The sequence below is a fragment of the Gemmatimonadaceae bacterium genome (assembly GCA_030647905.1).
Classification (GTDB): Bacteria; Gemmatimonadota; Gemmatimonadetes; order Gemmatimonadales; family Gemmatimonadaceae; genus UBA4720.
In genome coordinates this window covers 461,670-486,477 of the sequence record JAUSJA010000026.1, presented here as the reverse complement: position 1 = coordinate 486,477, position 24,808 = coordinate 461,670, and the positions used below count along the sequence as shown (strand labels likewise).

The 24,808-nt window shown below is 63.7% G+C and carries 23 protein-coding genes; 7 read left to right on the top strand and 16 right to left on the bottom strand.

Going from position 1 to position 24,808, the window contains the following annotated elements; all coding sequences use genetic code 11:
- Positions 1-6: 6 nt before the first annotated feature.
- The gene (locus Q7S20_08480; protein ID MDO8501867.1) at positions 7-282 is read left to right on the top strand and encodes a CopG family transcriptional regulator; all 276 of its coding nucleotides are present in this window, start codon (positions 7-9) and stop codon (positions 280-282) included.
- Positions 279-731, top strand: a complete 453-nt coding sequence (locus tag Q7S20_08475; protein MDO8501866.1) for a PIN domain-containing protein — start codon at positions 279-281, stop codon at positions 729-731. Before Q7S20_08480 ends, Q7S20_08475 begins: the two co-directional genes overlap by 4 nt.
- 25 nt (positions 732-756) lie before the next feature.
- Here Q7S20_08475 and Q7S20_08470 read toward each other — a convergent pair whose 3' ends face one another.
- A complete protein-coding gene (locus Q7S20_08470) occupies positions 757-1,521 on the bottom strand; it encodes a creatininase family protein (protein ID MDO8501865.1) in 765 nt (254 codons plus the stop codon).
- A 124-nt stretch (positions 1,522-1,645) separates the two neighbouring features.
- Here Q7S20_08470 and Q7S20_08465 point away from each other — a divergent pair, with 124 nt between their 5' ends.
- Positions 1,646-1,906: a GlsB/YeaQ/YmgE family stress response membrane protein gene (locus tag Q7S20_08465; GenBank protein ID MDO8501864.1), complete on the top strand. Its 261-nt coding sequence runs from the start codon at positions 1,646-1,648 to the stop codon at positions 1,904-1,906.
- Positions 1,907-2,107: 201 nt separating this feature from the next.
- Here the strand turns inward: Q7S20_08465 and Q7S20_08460 are convergent, their stop codons facing one another.
- From Q7S20_08460 to Q7S20_08450, 3 genes are all read right to left on the bottom strand, one after another.
- Positions 2,108-2,671: a Uma2 family endonuclease gene (locus tag Q7S20_08460; protein ID MDO8501863.1), complete on the bottom strand. Its 564-nt coding sequence runs from the start codon at positions 2,669-2,671 to the stop codon at positions 2,108-2,110.
- Positions 2,672-2,800: 129 nt separating this feature from the next.
- A complete protein-coding gene (locus tag Q7S20_08455) occupies positions 2,801-5,155 on the bottom strand; it encodes a ShlB/FhaC/HecB family hemolysin secretion/activation protein (GenBank protein ID MDO8501862.1) in 2,355 nt (784 codons plus the stop codon).
- A 42-nt stretch (positions 5,156-5,197) separates the two neighbouring features.
- On the bottom strand, positions 5,198-5,956 hold the full coding sequence (locus Q7S20_08450) for an outer membrane beta-barrel protein (GenBank protein ID MDO8501861.1): 759 nt from the start codon (positions 5,954-5,956) through the stop codon (positions 5,198-5,200).
- 156 nt (positions 5,957-6,112) lie between these two features.
- Between Q7S20_08450 and Q7S20_08445 the strand changes: the two genes are divergently transcribed.
- Together Q7S20_08445 and Q7S20_08440 are read left to right on the top strand one after the other, a co-directional pair.
- Entirely contained in the window at positions 6,113-6,880 is a 768-nt protein-coding gene (locus tag Q7S20_08445; protein ID MDO8501860.1) for an ABC transporter ATP-binding protein, read from the top strand.
- The gene (locus Q7S20_08440; GenBank protein MDO8501859.1) at positions 6,873-7,934 is read left to right on the top strand and encodes an ABC transporter permease; all 1,062 of its coding nucleotides are present in this window, start codon (positions 6,873-6,875) and stop codon (positions 7,932-7,934) included. Before Q7S20_08445 ends, Q7S20_08440 begins: the two co-directional genes overlap by 8 nt.
- On the opposite strand, the gene Q7S20_08435 is transcribed toward Q7S20_08440, so the two are convergent.
- Positions 7,917-8,306, bottom strand: a complete 390-nt coding sequence (locus Q7S20_08435; protein ID MDO8501858.1) for an EAL domain-containing protein — start codon at positions 8,304-8,306, stop codon at positions 7,917-7,919. The two genes, Q7S20_08440 and Q7S20_08435, sit on opposite strands and share 18 nt — an antisense overlap.
- Positions 8,307-8,603: 297 nt before the next feature.
- Here Q7S20_08435 and Q7S20_08430 point away from each other — a divergent pair, with 297 nt between their 5' ends.
- Complete coding sequence (locus Q7S20_08430; GenBank protein MDO8501857.1) at positions 8,604-9,344, top strand: LysR family transcriptional regulator; 741 nt, start codon at positions 8,604-8,606, stop codon at positions 9,342-9,344.
- Positions 9,341-9,802, top strand: coding sequence for an alternative ribosome rescue aminoacyl-tRNA hydrolase ArfB (arfB, locus tag Q7S20_08425; protein MDO8501856.1), 462 nt, complete (start codon positions 9,341-9,343; stop codon positions 9,800-9,802). Before Q7S20_08430 ends, arfB begins: the two co-directional genes overlap by 4 nt.
- A 23-nt stretch (positions 9,803-9,825) precedes the next feature.
- Here arfB and Q7S20_08420 read toward each other — a convergent pair whose 3' ends face one another.
- From Q7S20_08420 to Q7S20_08370, 11 genes are read right to left on the bottom strand one after another with little or no spacing between them, the layout of a single operon-like run.
- Positions 9,826-13,026, bottom strand: coding sequence for an efflux RND transporter permease subunit (locus Q7S20_08420; protein MDO8501855.1), 3,201 nt, complete (start codon positions 13,024-13,026; stop codon positions 9,826-9,828).
- Between the two features lie 5 nt (positions 13,027-13,031).
- On the bottom strand, positions 13,032-14,186 hold the full coding sequence (locus Q7S20_08415) for an efflux RND transporter periplasmic adaptor subunit (GenBank protein ID MDO8501854.1): 1,155 nt from the start codon (positions 14,184-14,186) through the stop codon (positions 13,032-13,034).
- Between the two features lie 4 nt (positions 14,187-14,190).
- Positions 14,191-15,897, bottom strand: coding sequence for a TolC family protein (locus Q7S20_08410; protein ID MDO8501853.1), 1,707 nt, complete (start codon positions 15,895-15,897; stop codon positions 14,191-14,193).
- Positions 15,898-15,931: 34 nt separating this feature from the next.
- On the bottom strand, positions 15,932-16,540 hold the full coding sequence (locus Q7S20_08405; protein ID MDO8501852.1) for a helix-turn-helix domain-containing protein: 609 nt from the start codon (positions 16,538-16,540) through the stop codon (positions 15,932-15,934).
- 49 nt (positions 16,541-16,589) lie between these two features.
- Positions 16,590-17,675, bottom strand: a complete 1,086-nt coding sequence (locus Q7S20_08400) for a hypothetical protein (protein ID MDO8501851.1) — start codon at positions 17,673-17,675, stop codon at positions 16,590-16,592.
- Positions 17,672-18,649 carry a DUF4349 domain-containing protein gene (locus Q7S20_08395; protein MDO8501850.1) on the bottom strand — a complete coding sequence of 326 codons (978 nt, stop codon included), beginning with the start codon at positions 18,647-18,649 and terminating at the stop codon, positions 17,672-17,674. Before Q7S20_08395 ends, Q7S20_08400 begins: the two co-directional genes overlap by 4 nt.
- Positions 18,650-18,680: 31 nt before the next feature.
- Entirely contained in the window at positions 18,681-19,976 is a 1,296-nt protein-coding gene (locus Q7S20_08390) for a hypothetical protein (protein MDO8501849.1), read from the bottom strand.
- Positions 19,960-20,586: a DUF4159 domain-containing protein gene (locus Q7S20_08385; GenBank protein MDO8501848.1), complete on the bottom strand. Its 627-nt coding sequence runs from the start codon at positions 20,584-20,586 to the stop codon at positions 19,960-19,962. Before Q7S20_08385 ends, Q7S20_08390 begins: the two co-directional genes overlap by 17 nt.
- Positions 20,568-22,550: a hypothetical protein gene (locus tag Q7S20_08380; GenBank protein ID MDO8501847.1), complete on the bottom strand. Its 1,983-nt coding sequence runs from the start codon at positions 22,548-22,550 to the stop codon at positions 20,568-20,570. The genes Q7S20_08385 and Q7S20_08380 overlap by 19 nt, the downstream gene beginning before the upstream one ends.
- Positions 22,547-23,881: a BatA domain-containing protein gene (locus tag Q7S20_08375; GenBank protein ID MDO8501846.1), complete on the bottom strand. Its 1,335-nt coding sequence runs from the start codon at positions 23,879-23,881 to the stop codon at positions 22,547-22,549. Before Q7S20_08375 ends, Q7S20_08380 begins: the two co-directional genes overlap by 4 nt.
- A complete protein-coding gene (locus Q7S20_08370; GenBank protein MDO8501845.1) occupies positions 23,878-24,804 on the bottom strand; it encodes a DUF58 domain-containing protein in 927 nt (308 codons plus the stop codon). Before Q7S20_08370 ends, Q7S20_08375 begins: the two co-directional genes overlap by 4 nt.
- Between the last annotated feature and the right edge of the window lie 4 nt (positions 24,805-24,808).

Genomic DNA, 24,808 nt, shown 5'->3' with positions numbered 1-24,808 from the left:
TGTTTAATGACAAAGCGTCCTCCCCCTGTTCGTGAGCCGATCCAGGTCTACATGGCGCAAGACGAGCGACGGCTTCTCGATCAGCTCGCCAGTCAAACCGGCCTCTCCCGCGCCGAGATCCTGCGACAGGGCCTTCGACGATTTGCAGCCGATCGTGCCGTAGAAGGGGGTCCGATGCAGGAGCTCCTCAGGTCGTTCCGAAGGAAGTCGTGGCCCGCCGACATCGCGAAGAATCACGACGAGCACCTCGCCAAGGCCTACCTCGACAAACACGACAAGTGAGCCGTGCAGTCTTCGTGGACACATCTGGGTGGCTCGCCGCCGCAAGTCCGCGCGACAGCAGTCATTCGGAAGCTGCAACTGCCTATGACGACCTGATCGCGCGCAGAACGCCCCTCGTTACCAGCAGCCTCGTTGTGGCGGAGATGCACGCGCTTACGGTGAGAGAGCGGGGAGCCGAAGCCGGATGCGCACTGCTCGATGCGATCTACGTCGATCCCCTTTACCGCGTCATTAGCGTTACACGGGACCTGGAATCTCTCGCCACAGATCGATGGCTGCGCCGATTCAGCGATCAGCGATTCAGTCTCACGGATGCCGTGAGCTTCGAGATCATGCGCGCGGAAAAAATCAGCGAGGCACTCTCACTCGATCATCATTTCGAGATTGCCGGATTTCGACTGATCCCTGCGCCTGGAAAACGCCGAATCAAGCCCAGGACGCGACGATGAGCCCTGCGATTGCCAACGCCCGGAGCTACTCGTACATGTCGTCGAGGTCGGCGCTATCCAGCTCCACCAGAAACGAAGAGATTCGCTCGGTCACGGCGTCGAGGAACCTGACCCCCTTCTCTCTCGTCCCCCGGGACGGATTACCGGTCCCGGTGTCGTCGCTCACCATGGTCCACTGCCGCGGCGCCCAGGCAAGCCCATCGCGCAGACCCGTTACGCGAAACCGCCGCGCCTTCCCATCCCCGGCCTCGCTCAGCGGAAGCACCACATCGGGCGCAATCTCCATCATCACGCTCGTCTCCAGCTCGCCGGCGTGATCGCCCGGCTCGTCGAACAACGGCTTCGGATTGACGCAGTTCCACCAGTTGATGGTCGAGATGAACACTTCGCACTTCGGCTGAAGCTCGCGGATCATCTGCCTGAAATCGTTGCCGCCGTGACTGTTCACGATCACCAGCTTCCTGATGCCCTGCACCTCCAGTGACCGCACGATATCGCCCAACACCAGCGCCTGCGTACTCGGATTCAGATTCAGACAGAGCTCGATGTCGAGCTGGCCGGTGTTCACGCCGAACGGTACGGTCGGCAGCACTATCACTTTCGCGCCCGACTCCCACGCGCGCCGCGCCGACTCGATTGCCACGTACGATGACTCGTAGTTGTCGGTCCCGTACGGCAGATGGTAGTTGTGCGCCTCGGTCGCGCCCCACGGCAGCACCACCACCGAATACCCGAAGTCGCGTACGACTTTCCAGGTGGTCTCTTCGAGAACGTACGGTCTTCCGGGCAAGGGGCCGCTCCGTGGGATTCTGGATGATTGCCGACAGGCGGGTTAAGATAGCGGCACTCAATCTGCGTTGCGATGCAGGTGCCGGCTGTCCGAACAGCCAGTCTCATCCTCTTCTGGAGACGTCATGGATCTTCTCACCTGGTGTATCGTCGGACTCGTCGCCGGAGTCCTCGCCTCACTCGTCATGGGAGGCACGGGCTACGGGATCATCGGCGACATCGTCATCGGGATCGCCGGGGCATTCATTGGCGGGTGGCTTTTTCGAACAATGGGAGTCGCGGTGCCGCTCGGCGGCCTGGCCGGGACAATACTCGTCGCTTTCATTGGGGCGGTGGTGCTGCTGTTCGTTATCCGGCTGGTGCGACGGGGGTCGGCTCGGGCCTAGAACGGCAGTACTACGGAACTTAGAACTACCCGGCTGCCAGTGGTGGGCTTGTGAGGCGCTTGGGGCTTTGGGCCGAGCGCACAGCCAAGCGCACAGCCGAGCTCACAGCCGAGCCCACAGCCCACCGCGCAGTCTCGAGCCATCAGCCGGTCGCCGGGTAGTTCTAGGTTCCGTAGTTGTTTTTTTGTGGGCGGCACCTGGTCAGTCCCCAGCGGAATCGATGTCGCCAAACACTTCCTGCAGATCCAGGACGATATCCGACCCGAGTGCGGTCGGCCGCCACGTCAATGTCCCGACTGCGAGCGTGCTGTCCGTTTCGCCGCGCTTCCATATCTCGACCGACCGGTTGCGGATGTCCACCAGCCAGTATTCCTCCACGCCAAGCGCGAGATACGCGGCACGCTTCACCTCGCGGTCGTAGATCCTGGACGAGGGACTCATCACCTCGACGGCGAGCCACCAGTCACGAATATTCCGCCAGTGGGTCGTCTGTGGATAGGACGCCGGAAAGACAAGTATGTCCGGCTGGAGCTGCGTGTTCTCTCCGCGCTGAATCGCGCCCACCGCCACGACGTGCACCGCGCGGTCACCATCCAGCGCATTCATCAGCAGGTGGACGACACGCGCCGCGATGACCTGGTGCTCGGTTGAGGGAACCGGGGTCACGAGCAGCGTTCCCTCGAGCAGCTCGTAGCGCGTTCCGTCGTCCGGGAAATCGTCGAGCATGTCGATCGTAAAGTGCTGAACCGGCAGCGCCATACCCATAGTCTGAATCCTCGGCGAACGCGGACGCAAGTGGCCATCGGCCAAGGTGCCTCGGCGCATTGGCCAGAGCGGCATCAATCTGACGCTGCACACATCAGCAGTTCATGACGATACTCTGAACTACGGAACTTAGAATCTCGCTTCGACGTAGAGGTTCGCCCGGATCTTCTTCTCCGGGTATATCCCCCTGGCAAGATCGAACCTTACGAGCCCGTCCATGAACGACGCACCCACGCCGGCCCCGCTGATTGGCCGCCCTTGATCGCTGAAATCGTGGCGGCTCCCCGCCCAGCCGACGTCATAGAAAACGACCGGCCGCGCACCAACGAAGCTCGAGCCGAGCTCGACGCGCCCCATCCAGAACGCATCGCCGAGCGCCGCCCCCGCCTGCTGCCCGCGCACAGTCTGGCTTCCGCCGAGGTACCACAGCCGCTGCACCGGTACGGTTCCACCCGACGTGCCAGCTCCAACCGTTAGCGCGCCGTCGAGTCGCCGGGTCAACCCGTGCGACACGGTGAGATCCATCATCCCGCGCGCATAATCCGTGAACCCGGTTGCCGCCTCGGCGCGCACAGCACCGAACATTCTAAGCCCATGCGGATCGAGTCCGTACGTCCCATGCCGCTCTGCCGACACGCCAAACAGATTCCCGTTGTCGGCATCCACGTTGTCGCTGAACCCATCCGCACCAAAGGATCTCGCAAGCGAGAAGTTGGTCTTCTTCCTCGCGTCACTCTGATGCTCGGTGAACAGACGCCACGATGTAGTGGCGGAATCGTCCGGCGTTCCCGCCAGCTCGACACCGATGGTTCTATAGTAAAAGCCCTCGTCTCGGCCGAAGAGCAGCGCTGACAGTGAAGCGCCGAAGCTGAACGGATCCGTCCAGTCGTTCGCCGACTGCAGTCTCCGGTACGCGCCAAGCACGAGCGTGCTGCGCCCGTTGCTGCGCGACATGCCAAGCTCCGCGTTCGGTTGCCAGTCGGCGATGCCCATACGTGCCGACGCGCGCGCGGTGTAACCCTGTCCGAGGCTCTGCCTGATAGCGATTCCGCTGGACAGCCCTTCGATCTTGTTGTATCGCGTGAGCCCGAGCCCGTAGGTGATCACGGGCTTCTGCGGGATCCAGCCCGGCTGCGCGTTGAGTGTGAGCGCCTCGGAAATGAGGGCATCGCGCTCGCTCGTGCCGAACAACTCTTCGCCTTCATCGTATATGGACTTCGGAAGCTCCGGCGATCTTGCGAGTGCCGCGGTGTCGCACGGCGTCCGCACGATCACCGGCAAGCCGCCTTCATTTCGCCTGATGGTTCGCGTGCGCTCGCCGCCGTCTTTGCACTCCATGCTTCGGGTCGCAATGCGCGCGGCGCGCGACACCGAATCGCGCGCGGTGTCGCCGACGGCAATTTGTGGAATCGCCATCGGCAGCAATCCGTTCACGCTCGCGTACTTGAAGCTCTGCTCGATCTTGAACGGGACACGAAGGAATCCGGCCTGCGCACTCCCTTCGAGCGCCTGGAGCCGCGGCATCCAGAATCTTCCTTCGTGCAGACCGTACTCGACGGTCACGGCATTGACCTGTGCCCTGAGCGGCGAGATCATTCCCTTCACCCAGCGCGGCGGCCGGTCGTCAGGATCGTCGGTGTTCTCGTCCGCGATCGCCCAGATGTCCATCGGTTCGGCGAGACGATACACCGCGCGCACGAGTCGTGCGCTCGCGACGTCGAACCATAGCGAGCCAAGCGCGACGTTCCACTTCGGCGCGCGCGGCCTGATTACGAGTTCGACGAGCTCGATCCGCTTGCCGCCGGGGAGCCGGAACGAAACGGAATCACCCGTTGCGTACATGTAGTAGGCTTCCGCGCCGCGCGCGAGCGGGTGGATGATCTCGCTCTCATCTATGTCGGCCTTGGCGAGCCCCGAGCCCACCCACAGCGACTCGCGCCCCGGGTAGTACGGAATCGGCACGTCGTCCGAGCCAATGTCGGCGTCGCCTGCACCCTCGAGCATCGGCATTACCTCGCGCTTTCCGAGTATCTCGACGTACGCCGGACCACCCTTTGACCAGAGCACGCGCGCCGCGCGCTCCGATCGCATGAAGAGACGGTCGCGCCCGATGCGCTTGAAGCCCATTCCCACCGACATCCGCTCGTACGTCGTCGCATCGTAACCGGTGAGCGTCGAATCCTGCTGGAGCCGCGCGTCGCGTGCGTCGGCGAGCAGGACTTTCGCGCGGTTGTCGCGAAACGCGCTCGCCGCGAGCGCTGGCGTGAGCGCGATCTGCCGCGCACGTCGCCGCTCGATGCTCGCCGAATCGCGGTTAGCGCGTGCGGTCATGATGGAATCCATGCGCTCTTCGCGACGCAATCGCAGCGAATCCGCCCTGCGCTCGCGCACCGCCGTGGCACTGTCGGTCTGCTTCGGCTTGTCGCCGATTCTTATGTTGACGGTGGTCTGTGCGAAGACCAGCGCGGTTAGTAGTGCGAACATTTACCCATTACCCGTTACCTGTTACCTGTTACCTGTTACCTGTTACCTGTTACCTGTTACCCGTCTCAACGTCCGCGGAAATGTGTACGACACTCCGACCTGCCACGTCACCTGATTCGTCTCGCTGAACCGCGGGAATAGCGTGACCGATCCGTCCGGGTTGTCGCGGATATCGCCTTCCGTCAGGTATCTCACTTCGCCGCCGTAGAAATACCGTCCGCCGACGTGGAGCTTCCACGATTTCTGATCTCCGAGCGGCACGTACACCCCGCCGCCGAAGATCCACGCTGACGTCGCGTCGTCGGCGTTGGTGCTCCGCGCGTACTCGTACTCGCTGTCGGATCCGCGCACCGACGTGCTGGTCTGGAAATCCATGAATCCGATAGCGGCGTTCATGTACGGCTGCACCGGTCCAACCGGCACCGTGATCTGCGGACCGATGCTTCCCCAGAAGACATTGTTGGTGGTCTCGACATCGAGCGACACGCGGCCTGTGATCGGAAGATATGGAACGTGGAGTGTCTCGCTCCCATACTGCATTCCACCAAGGTCGCCGCGAACGCTGAAGATTCCCTCGCGGTCGAGTCGGAAGAGAGCCCCGATATTGGCGCCGAAGCCGTTGGTGTCAATCTGCGTCGCGAACTCGCCCTTGGGCTGTGCGACCAGCAGGTCGCCGATGAGCGTGAATCTCGACGGCTCTCTTTCCCAGCGACGCGGACCCCGCCGCTGAGCGCCGGCTGATGCAGAAACAAGCGATACCGCGACGAGCGCCATGAGTATCCCCGAACGTACGAATCGCATAACTTCTCCGTAGCAGTCACTGCGCGAGCCGAAGGCACTCGACGTGCCGGGACGGTTCGCCTCCCCTATCTCACGATACGGCAAAGCTTTAATCGAGTTTCAGCCCGACTCGCACGGGGGCGACTGACCCAACCATATGACACAATCTGTCCAGCAATGGTGACAGCTTCTCACGCTCTGGTTCTACGCGACCTTCGAAAGTCCTACGGCGATGTGCGCGCCGTTGACGGGCTCGACCTCGAGGTCCGGTCCGGCGAATGCTTCGGGTTGCTCGGTCCCAATGGCGCGGGAAAAACCACGACCATCGAGATCTGCGAGGGTCTTCTCGAGCGCGACTCGGGCGACCTCGAACTGCTGGGCATGACCTGGGAGCACGACGCCGATCGCCTTCGCGAGCGGCTGGGTATCCAGCTCCAGGACACCCAGCTCTCGGAGAAGCTCACCGTCACCGAGACGCTCAAGATGTTCCGAAGCTTCTATAAAGCGGGTCGTGATGTGGATGACGTGATCGCTGTCGTCCAGCTCGGCGAGAAGAGTGACGCGCGCGTTGGCACGCTCTCGGGCGGACAAAAGCAGCGCCTCGCAATCGCGTGCGCCCTCGTCGGTAATCCCGAGCTGCTATTTCTCGACGAGCCGACAACGGGACTCGATCCGCAGTCGCGGCGCCAGCTGTGGACGCTGATCGAGGAGTTTCGCGCGACGGGCCGGACGATCCTCCTCACCACGCACTACATGGATGAGGCGGAGAAACTGTGCGACCGCGTTGCGATCGTGGACCACGGTCACATCATCGCCCTCGGAACGCCGCACGAGCTCATCGAATCCGTCGCGGCGACGCACCCACCTCCGCTTCCGCGCGCCAGCTCGGCAACGCTCGAGGACGTGTTCGTGGCGCTCACCGGGAGGACGCTGCGCGATGAGTGAGACGAAGCGTGGCTTCATTGACCGGTCGATCGTTCAGCTCACACTCGTTCGATTCCGCGAGTTCATCCGGCAACCGGAGGCCGTGTTCTGGACTTTCGTGTTCCCGGTCCTGCTCGCGGTGGGCCTGGGCCTGGCATTCAGATCGAGGGCGCCCGAGCGTCCGCGCATCGGAGTCGTCGCGTCACACGAGGGCGCCGCGACGATCGTCGCATCGCTCACGCATGATTCGGCTCTCATCGTTCAGGAGATGGACGACAGTGCAGGAGCGCGTGCGCTTCGCACGGCGAAGATCGCGCTGCTCGTCGTGCCCGAAGCGGACGGGAGTGTGCGGTACGTGTACGACCCGCTGCGCAGCGAGTCCGCGAATGCGCGCCTCATCGCCGATCGTGCGATTCAGGTCGGAGCCGGCCGCGCCGACCCCGTGAAGGTCACGGAGCGCAAGGTCACGGAGCGCGGGTCGCGCTATATAGACTTCGTTATTCCCGGACTCCTCGGCATGAACCTCATGGGGAGCGGAATCTGGGGAATCGGATTCGCCATCGTGGACTCGCGCGGCAAGCGGCTGCTCAAGCGATTCATGGCGACGCCAATGTCGCGCTCCGAATACCTGATGTCGTTCCTTTTCTCGAGATTGTTCTTTCTCATTCTCGAGGTCGTGACGCTCCTCGGATTCGGTGCGCTCGCGTTCGGCGTGCCGCTGCGCGGCTCGATCGCCGAGTTGTCCCTCATCTGCCTCGTGTCGGCGCTTGCCTTCGGCGGGATCGGACTGTTGATCGCGTCACGCGCGAAGACCGTGGAGGGAGTGTCGGGGCTGATGAACTTCGTAATGCTCCCGATGTGGATTTTCTCGGGAGTGTTCTTCTCATCGAGTAACTTCCCAGGCATCGTTCAGCCGCTGATCAAGCTGCTCCCGCTCACTGCGGTGAACGATGCGCTTCGCGCGAACATGCTGGAAGGAACGACGATCACCGCCCTCGGCAGCGAGATGGCGGTGATCGTGGGGTGGCTCGTGATCAGTTTTGTCGCTGCGCTGAAGCTATTTCGCTGGCGTTAAGGCAGCGCCTTCGGGCACACCATCGAGCATGGCTGTCCATTCGGCCTCGAGCATTCTCTCCGCGAATTTCGCCTCAACCGGGCCGGAGATCAGCAAGCCCTGCATTCCTTCGCAGCCGAGTCTGACGGCATCGTCGAGCTGGCCGGGCCGATCGAGTCCCTCGGCGTAAACGTCGAGGCCGAGCGCATGAGCCAGATCCACGATGTTGCGCATCACCGGGCGGTCATCCGCATAGTGAGCGATCCTGTCGGCGAAGGACGCATCCATCTTGATCGCATCAATCGGAAGCCGCCCCACGAAATCGAGCGACGAGTAACCTGATCCGAAATCGTCGACGACGATGCGTACGCCGCGATCGCGAACGAGCGACAGGGAGCCCGCTGTCCTTCAGCGTCTGCAGAAACTCCGCTGGGGCCTGAAGTCCCTTCGACGGATGGTTCCAGCGAAGCAGCGCCTCGAATGCTGTCAATTCGTGTTGTCAGAAGGGCCGTGTGTGATCAGCGGCCGGCACAGAAGCATGTTCGGTTACCGAGCATGGATGATACGGAGGCACGTGATTGCGCGCCAATACCGGGTTGCAACCCATGCCATGCCTGAAGTGAATAAGTCTTTCGTTAACCGGATATCCTTCCTACCTTTGCCCTCCTGATCAGAATTCCGGAGTAGCCCGTGGAGCTCAGGCAGCTGAGATCTCTCGTGGCGGTGAGTGAAGAGAAGACTTTCGTAAGGGCCGCGCAGCGCCTCCATCTGACGCAGCCGGGTCTGTCGAGGCAGATCCGCGACCTCGAACGGGATCTCGGATTCTCGCTCGTGGAAAGGGAGACACGTGGCATCGTGCCGACCCCGGCGGGCCAGGCGCTTTACTTTGCCGCACGCAGTATCCTGCATGAGGTCGCACGGTTGCCGGCCGAGCTTGAGCGCGCGCGGAGAGCGGCCACCGGGAGGTGCACAATCGCTGCGGTCCCATCGGCACATATCCGCGACGTTCTGAGCACGGTGCTGCGCGAAGGGGCGCTGCTCCCGACGAGCCATCCGCTCGCCTCGAGGTCATCCATCCGGTTCGAAGACCTCGGCTCGATGCCGTTCATGTTCTTCCGGCGCGACTTCCATCCTGCATTTCACGATTTCGTGTTCGAGACTTTCCGCCGTCTCGGTTATCGGCCTGTTCTCGGTCCGATGCAGGAAGGGTTGCAGACACTCTGGTCTCTCGCCTCAGAGGGAAAGGGCTGGTCGCTGGCGTTCGGCTCGCACAGGAAATCTCCGCCTCCCGGGCTCATCGCGGTTCCCATCGAAGGGTTCCACATCCCCTGGGGGATGAGTCTCCTCACGCGGCGCGGAGAAACGCGCGCGACCACTCTCGCGCTGGTTGACATGATTCTCGAGGCCGCAAAGCAGATAGAGCAATCGTGACACGCGGCACGTCCGAAGACGGTTCTCCGCCACCGAGCGGCCTCGAGGTCGCCCCCTCCCTGACGATCCCACACTCGGAGCTCGTCATGCGCATGTCGCGCTCATCGGGCGCGGGAGGACAGCATGTCAACAAGACATCGTCGCGCGTCGAAATTTCATGGAACATTGCAACGTCGCGCGCTCTCTCCGACGAGCAGCGCGCGATGCTTGTTGCGCGTCTCGCATCGCGGCTCAGCGATGACGGTGCGATCCGTGTAGTAGCCAGCGACACGCGCAGCCAGCTGCGCAATCGCGAAGCGGCCGAGCGCCGGCTGGCTGAAACCGTCGCCCGTGCGCTCGTAATGCGCAAGAAACGCAAGCCGACCAGGCGTCCTCGCGCGGCGAACGAAGCACGACTCACCGGGAAGAAAAAGCACTCTGACAAGAAACGATACCGTAAGCCACCTGCCACGGAGTAGGATCATCGCCGCGGTTGCGCTGATCACGACCGCGCGGAGCTCATCGCCCCTTCCGGAGCCGGCGTGACGCCGGGGGGAATGCGGTGGTCCCCCGTTCCCTTCGGGTTGAGGCCGAACTTGCCCATCACCCACTCACGCCACTCGTCCATGATCTCGTAGAAAGTCGGGATCACTACCAGTGTGAGCATCGTGGACGTGATGACCCCTCCGATCACGGCCCGTCCGAGCGGCGCGCGGAACTCCGCGCCCTCGCCACGGCCGAGCGCAACCGGAATCATTCCGGCGATCAGCGCCAACGTGGTCATCAGGATCGGACGCAGACGGATCGCGCCCGCCTGAATCAGCGCCTCGCGGCGCGACAAACCGTCCCTCTCGCGCGCCCACTTCGCGAAGTCGATCAGCAGGATCGCGTTTTTTGCCACGATGCCCATCAGGAGAATCACCCCGATGAGGCTCATGATGTTGATCGTGTCGCCAGTGATCATCAGCATCAGCATCACGCCGATGAGCGACAGCGGCAGCGAGATGAGAATGGCCAGCGGCTCGAGGAACGATCCGAACTGCACCACGAGAATGAAGTACATGAGCAGCACCGCGATGCCGAGCGCCGCGAAGATGCGTCCGAACACTTCCTTCTGGCTGTCCACTTCTCCGCCCTGCGTCATGTGGACGCCAGGTGGGAGATTGAGATTGTCAATACGTGCGTTGATATCCTTCATCACTTCGCCCAGCGACCGTCCGGAGGTGTTCGCCTCGACGGTCACGACGAGCTCGGCATCGAGATGCGTTATCTGCGCAGGGCCGAGTCCCTGCCTGACGCTGGCGATCTGGCCGAGCGGAAGTGTTTCGGAGCCCGACGGTCCCTGGATCACGAGCGGAAGCCGCTCGAGGTCGCTCGCGCGCTGCCGGGCTTCCGGCGCCAGCCGTACGTTGACTTCGCGCATTTCTCCGGTCGGATCGACCCAGTCACCTGCCTTGATCCCGGCGAACGCGGGGCGCAGCGATTGAGCAACCTGACCGACAGTCACACCGATCGTGCCCGCGAGGCCGCGATTGAGCTCGACCTCGAGCTCGGGCTTCTGTCCCTTGGTTGAAAGACCGACATCCACGGCCCCCGGCACCTGCTTCACCTGCTCCTTGACCTGCTCGGCAGCGAGATTGAGCGCCTCCGGCGTTCCACCGCGCAGCTGAAGCTGAATCTGCTTCTGCGCGCCCTGGAAATCGCTGGTGAAGACTGTCATCGTCACGCCGCCAATGTGCCCGATTTCGGTCCGCAGCCTGCGGCCGAAGTCCTCGACACCAATGTGTCGCTCGTTCTTGTGAACAAGGCGGATGTAGATGTTCCCCTTGTCCACGGCGCCGGTCCCACCACCGAGAGTCGTGTACGTGTAGAGAACCTCGGGATGTGCGCGTGCCATGCGTGCCGCTTCTTCCGCCTTGATCCTCGTGTAATCCAGGTTCGAGCCGGGAGGAGTCTCGATTCCAATGTTGAGCTCCGATCTGTCGTTGGATCCGAACAATCCGGTTCCGACGAGACCGACCGCCGGCAACGCCAGCGCGCCGGCGAACGATGCAAGCGCGAGTCCGACCATCGCGACCCGGTGATCCAGTGCCCATCCGATGAGCTTCTTGTAGCGCTCGGCCTGCCGGTTGAACCACTGGTTGAAGCGGTCGAGTGCACGGGCGATCGGGTTCCTGCGCTCGTGCGCTTCCACCTGCGGGTCCGCCCAGTAGGCGGAGAGCATCGGGTCGAGCGAAAACGACACGAATAGCGATACGAGCACCGAGCTCGCGATCGTCAGCGCAAAGGGCTTGAACCACTGGCCCGCGACTCCATACATGAACCCGACGGGCACGAACACCGCGACGATGGAGAACGTCGTGGCGGCCACGGCGAGTCCGATCTCGTCGGTCCCCTCGTGCGCGGCTGTCATGTGATCCTTACCCATCTCGATGTGTCGCACGATGTTCTCGCGCACTACGATCGCGTCGTCAATCAGGATACCGATCGCCAGCGATAGGCCGAGCAGGGACATCGTGTTGAGAGTGAATCCGAACGCCCACACGGCAATGAACGACGCAAGAACCGAGACCGGTAGCGCCAGTCCAGTGATGACAGTGGATCGCCACGAGTTCAGAAAGATGAACACCACGAGAACCGTGAGGAGCGCGCCTTCGAGCAGCGCTTCCTCGACGTTTCTCACCGACGCGGCGACGCGTACGCCGGAATCACGGACGACATCCATCTTCACGCCGGGGGGCAGCGTTTTCTCCAGGCGTGAAACGGTCTCCTGGATCTTCGCGCTCACCGCGGTCGTGCTGTAGCCCTTGGACTTGGTGATGTCTATGCCGACCGCTTCTCTGCCGTTGAGCGGTCCGTTGGCATCATCTCCGCGCTTCCAGTGGAGAGCGAGCGTTCTCTGCTCCTGCGTGCCGTCGAGAGCGTCTGCGATCTGTCCAAGCCGCACGATCTGCCCGTTACGCGCGGCCACAACGAGCTGCATGAAATCGGCGGGGCCATCGAGGCGCCCCTGCAAGCGGATCGTGCGCTCGTCGAGACTGCCGTTCACGCGGCCGACAGGAGCCGCGAGATTCTGCGCCTGGAGAGCCTGCACTACCTGCGCGACGCTGATCCCCGCTGCCTGCAGCGCCTGTGGTCTCAGTTGAATCGTCATCTCGCGCTTCACTTCGCCGACGATGCTCACCTGAGAGACACCGGGGATTCCCTTGATGGCGCTCGTGATCGCGGGATCGGCCATTCGCGTCAGCTGTGCCGGCGAATACGTGTCCGACGCGAGCGTGAGCGAAACGACCGGGCGGTCGGAAGGATCCATCCGTCGCAGGATCGGCTCCTTCATCTCGACCGGGAGATCGGCGCGAATCGAGGAAATCGCGTCGCGAATATCCTGCGTCGCCTGCGACATGTCCTTCTCGAACAGAAAGACAACGACGACCTGTGCGTAGCCGTCGGACGCCGTTCCAAAGATCTTGTCCACGCCCGATATTCCCTTGATCGCATCCTCTACGGGCTTCATAACTTCGCGCTCCACACCTTCCGGCGACGCACCGGGATACGGGATGCCGGCGAGCACGACCGGCTGCTGAACGTCGGGGAACTCGTCAGTCTGGAGGCGGAAGAGCGCGAAAAGACCAAACACGACAAGCGCCACCATCGTGACGATGGTGATCATCGGGCGCTTGATTGCGAAATCCGAAATTACCATTGCAGTTACTCCTGGGGTTTGCCTTGCGCCTTGTCGGAAGGCGCCGACACTTTCACGATCGTTCCCGGGGTGATGCCCTGCGCCGCGCCGAGCAGAAGCGTGTCACCCGCCTGCACCCCTGAACGGATCTCTATCTTCTCCGAGCCTTCATCCTTGAGCCCGAGCTGCACGGGAACACGCTCCACCTTGCCGCCCTTGATTCGGAATACAGCGGGCACGTTGCTCCGCGAGTCCACCGCCGTCATCGGAACGACGAGTCCAGTGTGGCTTTCGCTCGCCAGTCTTCCGTTCGCGAACAGTCCGCCCACCAGACGGCCTTCGGCATTCGGTATCGAGATGAAGACCCGGACCTGCCGTGTCGCGGGATCCGCGGTGGGATTCACGCGCGTCACCCGTCCGGTGAAGGTGCGTCCCGGATAGCCGTTCACAGTGAACGTCACCGGAGCGCCGACTCTGACTTGTGCAAGCTCCTCGGCGGGCACCGATCCTTCGAGCCGCATGCTGGACGGATCCACGACCGTGAACATCGCCGCGCCCGGCTGAACGACGTCGCCGGCGGAAATTGGACGGTCGCTGACGATGCCGGATATTGGTGACGTGACCACGGTGTTGCCGACCTGCTTCTGCGCCGTCGCGAGACGCGCTCGCGCGTCTGCCAACGCCGCGTTGGCCGCGATGGCGCTGCGCCGTGCCTGCTCGATGTCGCGCTCGGCGATTGCGCCGGCGGCGAGAAGCTTCTCCGCGCGGGCAAGCTCACGTCCCGCGATGTCGGCGTTGTTGGTGGCCGACGTCACTCCGGCGCGTGCCGAGAGAAACACGTCCTGAAGGCCGCCCGCCTCGATGCGCGCCAGTGTCTGGCCTGCGCGCACCGATTGGCCCTGATCCGCGTAAGTCTGCAGCACGCTTCCGCCGACCTGCGCGCGAACCGATGCTTCGCCCTCCGGAGCGAGTGCGCCCGAGACCGTCGGGCCGCTCTGAAGCACGCCGTGAGTGACGACCGCGATGTTCTCGGTTCCGATCGTCGCCGTCTCGACCATCGCCGAATCTGATTGTTCGGCGCTGCCGCCCTTGCACGCGGCGACCGCGATCAACGCGGCAACCGATATGAGCTGTACCGCCGTGATTGCCCTTGCCCGAAATGAACGCTTTATGTGTTTCATTGATCTAGAGTGCCGGTGGTATCTGCTGTGACGTCATCGTTGTCTGCTGCGATTGCTGCTGCGTTGACTGACTCTGGCCCGCGGACTGCTGAGTTGACTGCTGAGTTGACTGCTGTTGGGTCTGTGCCTGCGACGCGCCCTGCGCTGAAGTCCCGCTTTGCAGCGGAAGATTGGGCAGGAGAGCGAGCTTCATCCGCGCGATCTGGAGATTGCGCGCGGCGAGTGCGCGGTTGACGTTGGACTGCTCGAGCAGGATTCGCGAGTCGTTGAGCTCGAGCTGAGTCGAGATTCCCTCGCGATAGCGAACTTCCGCGATCGTGTACGCGCGCGAGGCCTGTTCGGACGTGCCTTTGCTCGCTTCCCACGCCGCCATCGCCTGCTTGAGAGCGTTGAGCGCGACCCGGGAGTCGAGCGATGCGAACTCGCGTACCTGCTGAAGCCGCGCTCGCGATTCGGCGAGGTTGGCCTGCGCCACGAGCTCGTCGCCGCGTATCCGTCCGCCGGTGAAGAGCGGAACCTGCGTCGCGACGCCGACAGTCCAGTTGGCGCGGAAATCGTTCGAGCCGGGGAGACTATTGCGCGGGTACGCGACCGCTCCGTACTGCGAGGTGAGCGACAGCGATGGCATGCGCTGTGCTCGAGCGACGCGCACGAGTTCCTGTTGAGCGCGCACGGCTTCTCCTGCCTGGCGCACCGCGGAACGGTTGGACGCGGTCGTATCGGGTGCGTCGTACGAGCTGACGTTCAGTCCGGCCATCCGGATGCCTTCGGGCAGGCCCGACACGTCCTCGATGGACGTCGAGAGCGACACTGACTGCTCCAGCGGAATGTTGAGCAGCTGCTTGAGGCGGAGGTAGGCGACCTCGCGATCGCTCCGGCGCTGAATCACCTGCGGACGCTGGTTGTCGCGCGTGACCTGGGCGCGGAGCAGCTCGAACTCGGAGACGTTCCCGACGTTCTTGTTGAGCTCCACCTGCCGCAGCACGTTCTCTGTCTGCGTGAACGACGCCTCGGTGATCGCCACCAGCCGGTCGGCGAGCGCGGCATCGTAATACGCCTGCGTGACGTCGAGTATGATCTGCGCGCGCTGTGCGGTGAGCTCGATGTTGGCCGACCGCCGTCCGGCTGCGGCGGCTTCGTTCTGCGCGGCGACGCGTCCACCGCTGAAGAGCGTCTGCGACAGGGAGAGACCGAGGCTGTACTGGTTGGCCTGTCCGAAGGGGAGACTACTGAGCGATGCGAACGGGTTGAGGCCTGACGCACAGCGCGAAGACTGCTCGAGACCCGCGAGTCGCTCGGCGACTGTCGCGTTGGCGTCGCGAAGATAGTCGTTGCATGGCGGCTCGGGAGCTGCCGGCTTGGTGGTATCCGATGCGGCGGAGCTGGCGAACCCTGAGTACTGCGATTTGAGCGTGCGTGTGTAACTGCCCGATCCGTATATCTGTGGAAGGAGCTGGCTCCGTGCCTGTAACTGCTGCCCTTCGGCTCGTTGGACTCCGGCGCGCGCGATGCGCACCGCTTCGCTCTGGCCTTCGGCCATTCGGATCGCCTCGTCGAGCGACAGCGTGGCGGCGGTATTTTGCGGAGTCGCGGCAGAGGTCGGCAGAGGCGCGGATTGCGCGTGAAGGACTGCCGGGCTCAGGGCGAGCATGGCTCCCGCAAGGAGATTCGCGGCGGTGTTCGCCCGGGACATCTGTGTCGAGGCTTTCATATAATAGGCGTTTACGGTCGGATACGGCGCGGAGTTACGAATGCCGGGGTGTTGTGGACGTCGTTTCTGGAGCGGACTGCACTCCGATGGCTCGGAGGATGAGCTGGGCATAACGGGCGGGTGCTTTGCCGGCCGGTTTGGGAAAGATGTCCGGCATCAGATCACGGCCTATCGCGTCGTGAAAAAGCGATCCGATGAGCATCGTCGCCGCGGCGGGTCCATCGAACTCTTCATTCGTGAATCCGCGGGCTTTCAAGCGACGGAAGTATCCGCACAACTCGTTGGTCGCCTTGGTCGGAGCTTCCACTGCGTGGCCGGTGAGCTCGGGCCTTTCTTCCAGCTCGCTCATGCACTTCCGAATCATCGGGCTCCGCGAGCGCAGGTGCTTGACGACGCCGGAGCACCATACTGACAGCTCCTTTTCGGGATTGACCGGCTCGCTCGGCAGAGGGCTGGTGAAGGCGGTCACCTCGCAGCCCCTTATCGCTTCATCGAGGAGCGCTTCCTTCGAGCCGAAGTAGCGGAAGATCGTGACTTCATTGACCGACGCAGCATCGGCGATGCGCCGCGTGGTCGAGCCGCGGAATCCGTGCTGCGAGAACACCTCGACGGCGGCATTGAGAATGGTGGTTCGTGTATCCATGGCCGGGGAAGCTATCGCCCGCCATCCATGTGTGCAAGTGGCTACTTGCTTACATCAAACGTTTTGATTCCGCTGCGGGAGGAGGACCGTCGGGTGGAGGATTGCCGGGAGGCGGGCCGGGCGGCACGGGATCCGACGCCGCTTTCCGGGCGCTGGCCGAGTCCTGAGCCGACAGGCCAACGGAGTCAGCGCCCACCGGGATCCATTTGCGGCCGAGTGTTCCCGGCGGACCACTATACAGAAAGCGATAGCTGAGCAGCCGTTGTTCCTCACGGAACTCCACCTTCCGGCCCCCAGGCTGCACCGCGGTAAGGGGCTGAACGGAATGGATCTCATCGAAAAGCGCGACGTTCGGCAGGATCTCGCGATAGGTCGTGGTGACCTCCATGCCGATTATCGCCGGCTTGATCGTGCCACCATGGGTCAGCCGGAACTGTGCGCGGCGAATCAGATACGTCGCGCTGTCCATGTAGATGGATCCTTCCACGTCGGGGGCGACGAGATTCGAGTCCGGTGAAAAATCGATCCGGTGAGTGCGGCTGCCGTTCTGATCCACGACGCCCGCGTACTTGAAGCAGTGAGCGCTGAGGAAATTGCGGTCGGCAAGGTCGCCGAGAGTCGGCAGCCGCATCAGTCTCACGTCGCCGAAGAAACGGTTCCGGTCGTGGCTCACCACCTTTCCTTTCCGGTACCGCCAGTTGTCGTCGCTGCGGTATGTGACGGTGTCGTGCTGCATCGAGTGGGTGCTGTCCGCGACATCGTATGTATCGTGAGACTGAGCAAGCCGGTACTCGAACGGATACGTCCGCCTCAGCAACTGCTCCCGCTGCGCGTTCTTGCGCGCCTCATTGAGGACAGTGGCCAGCTCGGGATCATCCACATACCCCATCTCGTCGGGATAGAGGCATCTTCGCGGCGGCGCGGTCACTTGCACCGCTTCGAGCGCAGTGGGAATGCGCACCATCGTCACGACAAGATTCACCGGCACGCCGGCCTGGACCTTCACCGCCGTATCTACCGGAAGGTAGCCGAGCATCCTGACGTTCAGTTGATACTCGCCGGGCGCTATCAAGTAATAAACGAACTTCCCCGCGCCGTCTGTGAATCGCTCGCGCCCGAGCGGCCGGAGCCTCACCGGCGGAACCGTCGATAGAAGTACCACCCAAGAACGCCAATCCCTCCAAGCGGGACGAGCACGCCCAGCGAGGCAATGAACCACGCGACGAGTCCGACGAAGTTTCTCCACGCCTGTCTGAGAGCAGCGGCAATGGGATTCTGCCCCGGACTCTGCCCGAGAATCGGCACGGGCTCGTGCACCGTGACCGAAAGCGTGCTCACCGCCGCACGTGTGCGAAGGAAGCGCAGGCGCCCTTCGTATCGCTCGATCTCCTCACGCACACGAGCCAGCTCGCGTTCCACCGCCAGTACATCCTCGAGCTTGCCGGTACGCGTCGCAAGAAGATTCACGAGTCTCTCCTCGAGACGCTTCGCGTTCGTGACTCGCGCGGTCACGTCCACGTACTCTTCGCCGACGTCCTCGACATTCGTGTTCGCCGATTCGACCTTTCCGATTCCGCCGAGCTCGCTCACGGCCTGATCGTAACGCGCAGCCGGGATTTTGAGCTCGAGCGTCGCGCTTCTCACCTGATCGCGTCCGCCAGTGATCGAGGAATTCGCGATGTATCCGCCGAGCTGTGTCGCCAGCTGGCGCACCTTGATGATCGCGGGATCGAGCTCGCCCACCTCGATCGACGCGTTGCCGGTGCGAATCAGCATGCTCTGCGCGATCTCCGATACGGTACCCGCAGTTGTCGCGCGATCCGATGGCGCGTGCGCCTCCGCCGGTTGGGCAGCTGACTGGGCGGCATTCATCACCGCGACCTGCTTTGACATCTCCATCGATACGGGCGGCGCCGATGCGGTTTGTTCGGCCGACCCGGTGAGTTCGCGCGAATGAGTGGCATCGCGTCCGTCGTTGCACGCGAGCAAGGCGATGGCTGCCACGATGGCGACGACTGGCGTTACGTTCATGTTGAGCTCGTTTGAAGGTTCTGCTGTTGGACGCGCGAGGTGCATCCGCTTGCTCAGGTAGCCGTACAAAATGTCCATCAGCGCTCTCCACAACAGGGATTATCGCTGCCTATCGTGATCCTCTCAGCCGGCGCGACGCCCACTCGGTTAGCAGGCAGAACGACAGGAGCACGAACAACAACGATAATGAGACCGACCCCGCCGCCGAAACCAGACCGGGCGCCACGCCCTGAGACGGGGGACCGAGCGCCGCGACGAGCCGGGCTACTGGAGCGTCGTCTTCCGCCCGACCGGCTGCGCGCATCCGTGGCGCGTAGGCCACACTGGCGACGGACCTGGTCCACCACGCGCGGTGCTCGGCAAGCGACGCATCGCCTCCGCCCATTCTCCATCGCCAAGTATCTACGTAACCTTGTTGCAGCACGCGGCCGGCGACGTGCCTTCGCGCCGCGGCGGAAACCAGACCGCCTCGGCGATCCAGCGCGATCGCGTCGGCCTTGAGCGAGACGACGGGAAGCAGCGCGAGTGAGCGCAGCGTCGTCGCACCCGGCTCCGAAGCGACGATCGCCCCGGCATCCACCCTCCCGGGAACGCCGGCACGGATCGAACCGAACGCTTCCATCGAGGCCGCTGATGCGGAGAGAATCAGACCGCCGCCGGAGCTCACGTATCGCGCGATCTCCATAGCATACGGCGCGACCGCGGCGTCGAGCGCGATCACGGCCGAGTAACGCGCAGTGTCAATCGGTCCGATCGAGCCCTGTCTGACGCTCACTCCAGGCGCTACCGGCATCTCTGCGTCCACTTTCCAGCCGTCCTCTTCCAGCGCGGCGACGACGAACTTCGATTCCCAGCCAGCGCTCCCGAGCACCAGCACCCTTCGCAACACGACGTTGTCAGGCAGCGAAGCGCGCGCCGTCGCCCCCCCCACTCTTGCACTGATGGATCCGTTCGCTGACGGCACGACGAATCGCGCACCGCCTCCGCTAGCTTCCATAGTATCCATCGGCCCGACGTCATCCGCGACGCGGACTGCCGCGCCGCGCGGCGCCGCCGCCAGAACGATAACGCCTCCCCGCGGGGAAGCGACGGGCTGTACGCTGATCCCGATGGCGGGAAGATCACCGCTCCATGTCGTCCTGCTTCCCGCTGCGCCGAGCGCGGCAAGCCAGTCGCGCTGCCGCGGCGACGGAGTGCTGTCAAGCTGCGCCCTGATGCGATCCGGCGCCTTGCCCTCGGACGACCACTCGCGCAGCGCGGCACCCAGGCTCGCAGAATGCGCCGTCACGAACCGTTCGGAACGACCACGGTCAAGTGAGAGCCAGAGCATCCATGCGAGCAGCACGATGCTCGCGGCGCGAAGAATGCCTTCGAACGTTCCTCGGATCTCAGCGCGTGAGCGCATACACGATGATGTTCACGCCGAAGCGCGTGTTGTCCACGGCCGAGAACCGCTTGTTGTCGGGGTGGTAGTTCCACTCCGAGCTATAGTCCTTGTTGCTGTACAGCACGGCGATGCGGTCGCCGCGCAGCACCGCCTTGAGGTTCTTGTGGACGAGATTGTCGCCCCAGCCGTTGAGCTCGTGACTCGTGGCCGGCGGACCGTCGTCGAACTTGAAGAACGCGGAATAGAGCGGATGCGTGTTCGGCAGATCGATCGGCACGCCGAACGAGCGTGTGATCTCCTCGATGGCCGTCTTGTGGAACACTCCGCCAATGTCGTGGTTGTGGTCGTCCACGAAGATCATCCCGCCGCGATCCACCAGGCGGCGCGCGTTGCGACGCTCCGCTTCAGTGAACCGGAAAGGCAGATGGCCGGTGAGGTACACGAGCGGGTAGTTGAGTATCCGCTCCGATGACAGCGGCACGATCACGCCCGTCGGCGCGGTCGCGATCTCGGTGTATCGCGCGACGGAGTCTATGAGATTCGCCGGAAGCGTCGGTGCGCTGTCCCAGTCCCCCGATGCATATCTGCCGGTGCAGAAGACGAACTCGCTCACCATCCGCCCGACCACGATGGAAGCCCCGGTACACCTGACGTATTTCCCGACAATGCACGCCGGGCGCGAAGCAGCGGCAGGGTTGCATCGCGTCCCTTCCTGAACGCGTCTATCGTCTCGCTGAGCGCGGCGGCGAACGACGGTGACACGGACAGAGCATCTACCTGCAGCAGCGTGAACGCGCGGATCGCGCTCGCCGGCTGGCGCGGAATGAGCTCGATCGCATCGCTCAACCGGCGCTCGAGCTGGAGCTGTGCCGAGTCGGTGGCCGGACGCGGAGCTCTCGTGCTGCCCGATCCTTTTTCCTTTCCCGTCATCCGCACGCGAGAGAGATCCACGATCACCTTCGGCGGCGTTCCCCTCAGATACAGGCGATTGGCGAGACGCGCCCGATCGAGCGCCCTGAGCGCCACGCGCATCGGCGGAAGTGCCGGCCCCGGCTCGGCGATCTGCAGCGAGCGGACTGCCTGCCAGAGGGCGCTGAAGGCGTCGGAAAGATCGGGATTCTTGGCCTCGGTCACATCGTCGGCAGGCTCCATCTCCTCGATGCTCGGAAGCGGCTCTCCAGGTTGCTCCTTACCAAAGCGGTCCTCCGTCTCAAAAAGAATCTCGTGGACTCTTTTACGGATCCGGTCTTCCAGGTCACCGATCTCCGTGGAGCGCTTTACGAGCTCTTGACGCGTGATCGCGGTTTGCTCGCGGACAAGTTTTTCTGTCATGGCGATGAGCATCCGCTGACTCATCGCCGAGCTGTCGATCGGAAGCGGGGCAGCGGCGTCGACCGCCAGGGAATCATACTCGCTGGCCCGCGCAATCCTGATCGTCCGGGTGTCCGAAGTGGCGAGCCCAGCTCCGCTGAGTGTGTTTCCATCCTCTGCGATCGCGCGAATTGACACGACATCACCCTCACCAAGCTTCAGCGACGCGAGATTGAGAGTCGCGGTCATCGAGCCGCTGCGTGAGCCGCCGAAGCGCACTATTGGAGTGCTTAGTGTGCGCGCGTTGAAGACCTCGCCTGAGCCGGTCGTGATCAGATACTCAAAGTATCCGGCGCCCAAGCCGATGTCGTCGGTAGCCGTGGCGTTGAGATGAACCACAAGCTGCGCCACGCGAAGTGTCGTGTCTCGTACCGGCGAGGTGAGCACGATCTTCGGCGGATTGTCCGTACGCGGGTCGAGCACGATGATTCGGTCGTAGCTCCTGTCTCGGAACGTCAGCGCAGCCGGCATGGCCGGCATGACCAGCGACGCCGACCATCCTGCTTCACTGCCCGCGACTGTGATCGGCGAGTTACCGATGGATCCAGTGATCCCCGTCGATGCTCCGTCACCGTTCACCAGAATCCTGCTGCCGGGGAGCGCGGTGACCGACGATGGATCGTCGAGATCCTTCGGCCGTTCACCGGTATAGGCGGGAGGTGTTACCCGAACGCCGAGCTTGTCGAGCCGGCTCCCGGCGAGAGCCACAGCTCCGGCCCGGGTGTCGCCAAGTCCGTGGAAGAGGCCACCGCCTCCGAAGACGGCTGACGGGGATACATGTAGTAGCAGGGCGCCGATCCCGACCGCGGTGAGCGCGGGAAGAAGAGTTCGCCGGAGCGCGGCGAAAGTGACCTGACCGATGTCCTGTTTCTCGACAGTTGATTCGAGACTTCCGGAGAAACCCGGATAATCTCCCTCGATCGCGGTGACCAGAGAGTACTGGAGCGCGGGTACGCGCTCCTCGATCCAGAGAGCGACGCGACCGAAAGAAACGAGTTGCCGAACCCGCCACAGCAACACCGCGGTCACGGCAATGCCGGCAATCAGTGCTGTCCCGGCATGCCATTCCGTTCTGCGTCCAAAATCCGGCACGACGAGCATCGCGAATGAGATCGCGGCGAGAATTCCAAGAGCGGCGGCGATCCCCCACGCCAACGCGTACATGACCGCGCCGGCGCTGAGTATTTGCTGCGTTCGCCGGACTCGTTGCGCGGCAGTCATGATGCCGATGTGATGGGGGCCGCCGCGGATCGCGCAGTTACCGTCGTCACGTTGTCTCTCCGCCTTACGATCAGCTCGCCAAGTGCGGCAGCGAGCGCCAGACCGAGGAGCCAGGGCGCGAGCGGCGAGCGTACATCGTCGTATGCGCGAAATGCCTCACGAGGAGCAAGACCTCCACTGCCCGCCAGCGACATGATGACTGACGCGGGTATTGTCGGAGCCGCGACCCGACCGATGCATGGGCCCGAGAGCGCCGCAACGAATCGCACGAAGTCGTGTCCGATCGCAAAATCGCCTGCCGAAGCTACGGGTATCGCGACGGAGCGAATGCAACCGTCGCCCGCCGGCCACTCCATCGCCGCGGGCTCGCCGTCGATCCATCTCGCGACGACGTGCCCGCCGCGGATGGAGTCCGTAGCAAACGTCCATCTGCGCTCGAATCCGGCCACGATGAGCGCTGTGTCCGCGAGCACACCGCCGACCGTGTCGCGAGCCGCGCGTTGCGCTGTACCACGCGGCCGTGTCGTCGCGGCCCATTCGACATACGCGCGGCCGGCGCTCACGATGGCCTGTGAGTTCTGCGCCGTCGCGGGACCGCGAACGATGAGCGCCGATGTCCCGGGTACGGACCGCACCAGCGACACCGTCACCTGCATCGGGTCACCGGCGACCGCGCGAATTTCAGGAGGAGGCAACACCGAGCCGCTGTCACGAGGCGCGCCCACCTGAACAATGCGTGCCCCGCCCGGCCAGAGCGTCCTGATACTGTCCGTAGCGGCATCCATTTCGTCGGCAGCGAGCGGCGAGACGATGACCAGCTCCAGGCTGTCGGCCCGCTCGCGCATCGAGCTGCCCGCACGCAAGGCAGCTATCAGAGCGCCGGAGAGATTGCCCCTCCGACGCGACGACGTGAGCGAGGCGAGTGAGTCCGCAATGCTTCCACTCATCGAGCGCGCGGAGGAGTCGAACACGATCACCACATCGCGATCACGATACACGCTCTGCGCGCTGTCGCGCATCGCCGACGCATCGCGCACAGCGCGCGATATGTCCACCAGGATCACGCGTGCATCCGCGCCGCGCGACGGCTTGATCACGGGACGCGCGAGCCCTGCACCAGCCGCCAGGATAAGCAGCACTCGAAGCAGCATCAATGGAATATCCGACGGACGCGTCGCCCGCGCGGTCGCCATCGCCGGAAGGTCGGGCACGAATCGCGCGGTCGGGAGCACTCCGGCGCGCGGCTGTCGCGTGACGATGAAGTGCAGCGCGACGACCGCGGCGACGACGACGAGCGATGCGAGGAAGAATCCGGGCGCGAGAAAGCTCATACTGCTGCCGCCACTCCGCGCGGCGCCGTTATCCGCCGCACCAGGTGATCGGGCGCCTCGGCGCCCACGACAGCCATCGTGTACGCGATGCCTGCATCGCTCCAGCCGTGCGCGATTCTGTCCCGCCACGTCGTGTACGCCGCGAGATACGCATCGCGCGCGTCTCCGGTGAGTGGCCGCCGGACCTCAGGTGCCTCCGGATCCGAGACCAGCAACGTTTCGCGCGGCGGGTCAATCTCTTCAGGCGCCACGATATGAATCGCGTGCACCTCGCGCGAACCGACCATTGCGCGTGCAGCATTGCTCAGCAGGTCATCTGCATCTCCGAGAAAGTCGGTGACGAGCACCACGCGCCCGCTCACGCGCACCGCTGACGTGAGAGCAGGCGAGACTGGCTCGCGGCCGCCCGGCTCGATGTCGGTGATCGCGCGGATCATCTCGTGGATCACTCCCTGTCGCGTCCGCGGCCGGAGCTGAATTGCGCGGCCCTCGCGCGCGATTACCAGGCCGACCGGATCGGCCGAGCTGCGCGCCACGGCGGCGAGGCCGACGGCGATTTGCGCGGCAAGCCGCCACTTGCCTGCAGTCTCCACCGGAAACGTCATTGATGCGCTGGCATCGAGAACGATCGTCGTCGGAAGAATCGCGCGATCGTTCGACAGTCTGATGTATGCGCGGTCGCTTCGCGCGAAGAGTTTCCAGTCGATCCTGCCGAGATCATCACCCTGGCGGTAGGGGCGATATTCGGTGAATTCGACGGATGTGCCGCGCATGCGCGACGTGTGCGCGCCGGGGATGCCTCCCCGCACCGCCGATCTCGCCGGCCAGTGAATGCCGCGCACCGAATCGAGTAGCGCTGCAAAATCCGTCGGTGCGTTGCGCACGGTCGCGGTGTCGCCTCCCTCATCCCTCCGGCGAGCCATCGTA

Coding starts and splice junctions, on each gene's coding strand:
- Q7S20_08465 (MDO8501864.1), top strand. CDS start 1,646: ATGGATCTTCTCACCTGGTGTATCGTCGGACTCGTCGCCGGAGTCCTC.
- Q7S20_08380 (MDO8501847.1), bottom strand. CDS start 22,550: ATGACTGCCGCGCAACGAGTCCGGCGAACGCAGCAAATACTCAGCGCC.
- Q7S20_08450 (MDO8501861.1), bottom strand. CDS start 5,956: ATGCGATTCGTACGTTCGGGGATACTCATGGCGCTCGTCGCGGTATCG.
- Q7S20_08395 (MDO8501850.1), bottom strand. CDS start 18,649: ATGGACATTTTGTACGGCTACCTGAGCAAGCGGATGCACCTCGCGCGT.
- Q7S20_08410 (MDO8501853.1), bottom strand. CDS start 15,897: ATGAAAGCCTCGACACAGATGTCCCGGGCGAACACCGCCGCGAATCTC.
- Q7S20_08420 (MDO8501855.1), bottom strand. CDS start 13,026: ATGGTAATTTCGGATTTCGCAATCAAGCGCCCGATGATCACCATCGTC.
- Q7S20_08370 (MDO8501845.1), bottom strand. CDS start 24,804: ATGGCTCGCCGGAGGGATGAGGGAGGCGACACCGCGACCGTGCGCAAC.
- Q7S20_08445 (MDO8501860.1), top strand. CDS start 6,113: ATGGTGACAGCTTCTCACGCTCTGGTTCTACGCGACCTTCGAAAGTCC.
- Q7S20_08455 (MDO8501862.1), bottom strand. CDS start 5,155: ATGTTCGCACTACTAACCGCGCTGGTCTTCGCACAGACCACCGTCAAC.
- Q7S20_08460 (MDO8501863.1), bottom strand. CDS start 2,671: ATGGGTATGGCGCTGCCGGTTCAGCACTTTACGATCGACATGCTCGAC.
- Q7S20_08415 (MDO8501854.1), bottom strand. CDS start 14,186: ATGAAACACATAAAGCGTTCATTTCGGGCAAGGGCAATCACGGCGGTA.
- Q7S20_08480 (MDO8501867.1), top strand. CDS start 7: ATGACAAAGCGTCCTCCCCCTGTTCGTGAGCCGATCCAGGTCTACATG.
- Q7S20_08405 (MDO8501852.1), bottom strand. CDS start 16,540: ATGGATACACGAACCACCATTCTCAATGCCGCCGTCGAGGTGTTCTCG.
- Q7S20_08390 (MDO8501849.1), bottom strand. CDS start 19,976: ATGCGCTCACGCGCTGAGATCCGAGGAACGTTCGAAGGCATTCTTCGC.
- Q7S20_08375 (MDO8501846.1), bottom strand. CDS start 23,881: ATGAGCTTTCTCGCGCCCGGATTCTTCCTCGCATCGCTCGTCGTCGTC.
- Q7S20_08440 (MDO8501859.1), top strand. CDS start 6,873: ATGAGTGAGACGAAGCGTGGCTTCATTGACCGGTCGATCGTTCAGCTC.